Annotated in this window: 4 protein-coding genes and 1 pseudogene; 4 read left to right on the top strand and 1 reads right to left on the bottom strand. The window is 76.3% G+C overall.

From position 1 onward, the window contains the following. A partial coding sequence (locus H1A17_RS33385) for an amino acid ABC transporter ATP-binding/permease protein (RefSeq protein ID WP_194823755.1) occupies window positions 1-1,142 on the top strand: 1,142 nt, incomplete at its 5' end. 90 nt (window positions 1,143-1,232) lie between these two features. Beyond that, complete coding sequence (locus H1A17_RS33380; RefSeq protein ID WP_194823754.1) at window positions 1,233-1,901, top strand: permease prefix domain 1-containing protein; 669 nt, start codon at window positions 1,233-1,235, stop codon at window positions 1,899-1,901. A 120-nt stretch (window positions 1,902-2,021) separates the two neighbouring features. Here the strand turns inward: H1A17_RS33380 and H1A17_RS33375 are convergent, their stop codons facing one another. Beyond that, entirely contained in the window at window positions 2,022-2,363 is a 342-nt protein-coding gene (locus tag H1A17_RS33375) for a PadR family transcriptional regulator (RefSeq protein ID WP_145917855.1), read from the bottom strand. A 151-nt stretch (window positions 2,364-2,514) separates the two neighbouring features. Here H1A17_RS33375 and H1A17_RS33370 point away from each other — a divergent pair, with 151 nt between their 5' ends. Both H1A17_RS33370 and H1A17_RS33365 read left to right on the top strand, forming a co-directional pair. Further along, complete coding sequence (locus tag H1A17_RS33370; RefSeq protein ID WP_194823753.1) at window positions 2,515-3,561, top strand: DNA primase; 1,047 nt, start codon at window positions 2,515-2,517, stop codon at window positions 3,559-3,561. Window positions 3,562-3,602: 41 nt separating this feature from the next. After that, window positions 3,603-4,722: pseudogene (locus H1A17_RS33365) on the top strand (transposase); the annotation flags it as partial.

Here is a 4,722-nt window from a genome sequence, read left to right as displayed (position 1 = left end):
GGCGCGCCGACCGGTTGGCCCGGCTGGAGCGCCGGCTCGCCGTGACCGGGTTCGCGGTGGACGCGGCCGGGGTGCTGGTGGCCGGGCTGACCGCCGCCGGGGTGGTGCTCGCCGCGCTCCGCGCCGACGTGCCCGGGGTGCTGGTGGGCGTGCTCGCCGTCGGCACCCTCGCCGCGGTGGAGATCGCGTTGGCGCTGGTCGGTGCGGCACGTCAGCACACCCAGCTCCGCGCCGGCCTGGCCCGGGTGGCCGCCCTGCTCGACGACGCCCCCGGCGTCGACACCGACGGTGACCCCGGGGCCGGGTCCGGTCGGCAGCGGTCGACGGCGGGACCCGGCACCGATGCGGCGGACGGTGGCCCGATGGACGCGACCACGACGGGGCTCGACGTGCGGTTCGACGGGGTCGTCGTCCGGTACCGGGAGGGGGCCGCGCCCGCGCTGGCGGGGTTCGACCTCGACCTGCCCGCCGGACGCCGGATCGCGGTGGTCGGGCCGAGCGGGGCGGGCAAGAGCACCCTGGCCGCCGTGCTGACCGGGGCGGTACGGCCCGACGCCGGCCGGGTCACCCTCGCCGGCCGGGACGTCTCGGCGTACCCGCCCGGGGAGTTGCCCCGGGCGGTCGGTGGCCTGCTCGCCGAGGCGTACGTGTTCCACGCCTCGGTCCGCGAGAACCTGCTGCTCGGCCGGCCGGACGCGGACGAGGCGGAACTGGTCGGGGCGACCCGCGCCGCCGGCCTGCTGGACTGGATGCGGGAGCAGCCGGACGGCTGGGACACCGTGGTCGGCGAGGAGGGCGGTCAGCTCTCCGGTGGTCAGCGGCAGCGGCTCGCGCTGGCCCGCGCCCTGCTCGCCGCGCCCGGCGTCCTGGTGCTGGACGAGCCGACCGAGGGGCTCGACCCGGTCGCCGCCGACGCGGTGCTGGCCGGGACGCTGGCGGCCACCCCCGCCGGACGTTCGGTGCTGGTGATCAGTCACCGGCTCAACGGCCTGGCCGGGCTGGACGAGATCGTGGTGCTCGACGCCGGGCGGATCGTCCAGCGGGGACGGCACACCGACCTGGTCGCCACCCCCGGCTGGTACCGGGACCAGTGGCTGCTCCAGGCGGCCGCCGAGCGCGGCTACCTGGCCCTGACGCCCTGATCCGGCGCGGCATCCGGGGGCCGGCCCCGGAGCGCGGGTCCGGGGATCTCCCCGACGCGCGGGCGCACCGGCGCGTGACAGGGTGGTGCCATGCGTGCCTGCGACGGGATGGGGATCGACGAGCGGCTACGGGATCTGGGGTCCCGGCTGCGGGGTCCGGCGCGGCTGCGGGCCGAGCTGCTCCGCGAGGTACGGGACGCGCTGGACGACGCCGCCGGGGCGTACCGGGAACGGGGGCTGCCGGCGCGGGAGGCCGAACGGCGGGCCGTGGCCGACTTCGGGACGCCGGCCGACCTGGCCCCGGCGTACCAGGCGGAACTGGCCGCCGGGGCGTTGCGTGGGCTGTCCCGGCGGGCGCTGCTGATCGCCGTGGTGCTGACCCTCGGCGGCGACCTGACCTGGCGGGGGTCGAGCTGGAGCGGCGGGCCGCCCCCGCCGCCGGGCTACCAGGTGCTCGCCGCCTCGATGGACGGGATCTGGCTGGTCGTGGCCGGGTTGGCGTTGGCGGCCCTGCTGGGCGGGCGGTGGGCGGCCCGGCGGGGCCGGGCCACCGTGCCGGTCGAGCGGCTGCTCGGGCTCGGGCTGGCCGGCACGCTGGTCGTCGGCGCGGTCGCCGGGGTGGCGCTGTTCGCCTGGTCGGTCGGGCTGTGGGACGCGGCCCTGACCTGGCCGCCGATGATCGTCGGATCGGTGCTGGCCGGCGCCGCCTACTTCACGCTCTTCCGGGCCACCCGGCTGTGGCTGGTGGCCGCCCGCTGACCCCGCCGTCCCGGGAACGGGCCACCCGGCTGTGGCTGGTGGTCGCCCGTTGACGCCGCGCCCGGCGACGGACCGCCCGGCCGGCACCGGGTCGGGCCGGCGCAGGCGGACCGGGCGGGGTCAGGCCGGGGCGGGGGGTGGGGCGGCGGGGTCGAGGAACCGGCCGACGGTCGCGCTGAACGCGCGCCAGCCGGCCCGTTCGCCGGCCAGTGCCGCCCGGCCGGAGTCGGTGAGCCGGTAGGTGCGCCGCTCCCGACCGTTGACGGTGCTCCACGAGCTGGCCACGTGACCGGCCCGTTCCAGCCGACGCAGCGCCGGGTAGATGGTGCCGGTCGGCAGGTCGAGCTGCCCGTCGCTGCGGGCGCGCAGGGCCTCGATGACGGCGTAGCCGTGCAGTTCCCCCTGCTCCAGCACGGCCAGGAGCAGGGCGTCGAGGTGGCCGTGCAGCGCCTGAGCCTTCATGTGTAGTTACGCTACTTGTCAACCCGCCGGACCGCCAGCGGGACACGGGCCCCGGACGCCGTCGAGGTGCGGGTTCGCAGTGCCGTCGAGGTGCGGGTTCGCGGCGGCCCCGGGGTGCGGGGTCCGCCGACGCAGGGACGCCCATTAGGGTATGTGCCCAGAGTCACTCGGCGACCGCGAGGCCGCCGGGTGGGCAAACCCGACGCACACGGAGGTCAGCGTGGCCCGCCAGTCGCCCCAACGGCCCGACGCCGACGAACCCGAGCTCGACGACACCGATGGGCCGGCCGGGCCCGACGTGGAACCCGGCCCGGTCGACCGTTCGCTCTGGGACGAGCTGAACATCGATCCGGTCGAGATCGCCCTGCCCGCCGGCACCGGCTTCACGCTCCGGGCGTACCGGCCGGCACGCGAGCTGACCCCGACGGACGTCGTCGAGCGCGACGAGGACGACCCCTTCCTGGCCCGGCGTCAGGTCGTCGAGGCCGAGGACGACGACGAGGTGATCATCCTCGACGAGGAGTTCGCCGCCCTCACGGCGGAGGACGACGGAGCGGACGCCAAGGCCGAGGGCGACGGCAAGCGGACCGACCGCAAGCGCGACACCGCCGACCCGGACACCGACACCGCCGACCCGGACGCCGAGGCCGACGCCACGGACGACGACGCGGACACGGACACCGACGGCGACGACGAGGGCGACGAGGGCGACGAGGAGGTGCCGGTCTTCCTGAGCCACAAGGGCCGGCTGCTGCTGTTCAAGACCCCCGAGTCGTTGGTCAGCTTCGTCCGCTCCGGCGCGCCCAACGACATGTCTCAACTGGACGGTTGGAATGAACTGTCCGAACGGGTGGAGCCCGCCGACATCGCCCCGCGCGACGAGGACACCTACGAGCTCGACCTGGTCGTGGAGAACCTGCGCGGCGGGCACGACACGTGGGACCCCACCCTGCTCATCGAGGCCGGCGAGGTCGCCCGCGACCTGTCGTACGCGCTGCGGCTGCCCGCCGTGCTGGACATGCTCTCGGCCGGTTCCAGCCTGGACGACCTCGACGAGGCGCTGCGCGCTTCTGTCAACGGCGGAGTCGGTGGTTTTCTCGGCCGTAGGCGGCTGAAAAAAATCGGGGCCCAGACCGCAAGCTTGGGATGGCGCACCATTGTCGGCAAGATCTCTGCCGTCGTGGACTGGCGCGACTGACCCCGAGCGGGGAGCATCAGTGGCTGGCAGTGAATAGACCGGTGTCCCGGGAGGAGGACGACGCCTTGGCGCTCGTGCGCGTGTACTGCGGTCTGGCCTCGGCAGATCCGGCTGACCGACCGGCCTCGGCCGGATCGACGCTGACGTCCGCCGTGGTCGACGACGCAGGCCGTCTGCTGCATGTCTACGAGATCAGCGACGACGCCGCCGGCTACGCCCGGCTCGTCACGCTGTTCGTGGAGCGGTCGGGCGGGCCGAGTGGCGTGGCGATCGCCGCCGACAGCGACGACCACGCGGTCACCTCACTGCTGAGCGCGGCCGGCCGTCCACTCGCGATCGCCGACGACGACTCGGTCGACGACTTCGCCGAGCGGTTCGCCGACGACGACTCCCTGGAGGAGATGCAGTCCGCGCCGGCCGAGCGGCGGGCGGTGGGCCTGGCCCGCGCCCTCCAGGCCGGCGCGCTCTCCGCGGTCACCCTGCCGACCCCCCGGGACCTGGCCGGTTTCAAGCAGGTCCTCGCCGCCCACGCCGCCCTGTCCAGCGGCCGGCACTCCGCCGCCGTGGCCCTGCGTGAGGTGCTCCGCGAGCTCTACCCGGCGGCCCTGCGGGCCTACCCGGACCCGGCCGAGCCGGTGGCGCTCGCCGTCCTCGACGCGTTGCCCGAGCCGAACATGCTCACCGGCACGTCGGCCCGGGGCCGGGACATGTCGGTGGCCGCCGAGGCGGTCACCGCACGGCTCACCGCCGACGGGGTCGCCGAGGCCGGGGAGATCGAGGCGGCCGTCACCGCGCTGCGGGTGGCCATCTCCGAGACCCCGCGCCGGGCCGCCGTCAACCGGGCGCTCACCTCCGCCGTCGCCGAAACCGTCCGGCAGTCGGTCGCCGCGGTACGCGCCTGCGACGCCGGCTGCGAGGCCCTGGTGGGCGCGCTCGCCACCCGGGTCAGCGCCCCGAGCCCGTTGCCCGGTCGCCGCGCCGCCGCCCGGCGGGGCGAGCAGGTGGCCGAACTGACCGGGATCAGCGGCACCGGCCCCGGGCTGCGTCCGGTCCGGCCCGCCGAGCCGGCACCGCCGGTGCCGACCGGTCGTCGTAGCCGCCCCGAGCCGGTCCCCGGCAGCGGCATGCCGGCCGCACCCCGACCGCTCGGCCCGCCGCCGG

The sequence above is a fragment of the Micromonospora sp. S-DT3-3-22 genome (assembly GCF_015354745.1).
Classification (GTDB): domain Bacteria; phylum Actinomycetota; class Actinomycetes; order Mycobacteriales; family Micromonosporaceae; genus Micromonospora; species Micromonospora wenchangensis.
This window is presented reverse-complemented; position numbering and strand designations above follow the sequence as displayed.

Excerpts from the sequence above, each read along its gene's own strand:
- H1A17_RS33370 (WP_194823753.1), top strand. The coding sequence starts at position 2,515 with ATGTGCCCAGAGTCACTCGGCGACCGCGAGGCCGCCGGGTGGGCAAAC.
- H1A17_RS33380 (WP_194823754.1), top strand. The coding sequence starts at position 1,233 with ATGCGTGCCTGCGACGGGATGGGGATCGACGAGCGGCTACGGGATCTG.
- H1A17_RS33375 (WP_145917855.1), bottom strand. The coding sequence starts at position 2,363 with ATGAAGGCTCAGGCGCTGCACGGCCACCTCGACGCCCTGCTCCTGGCC.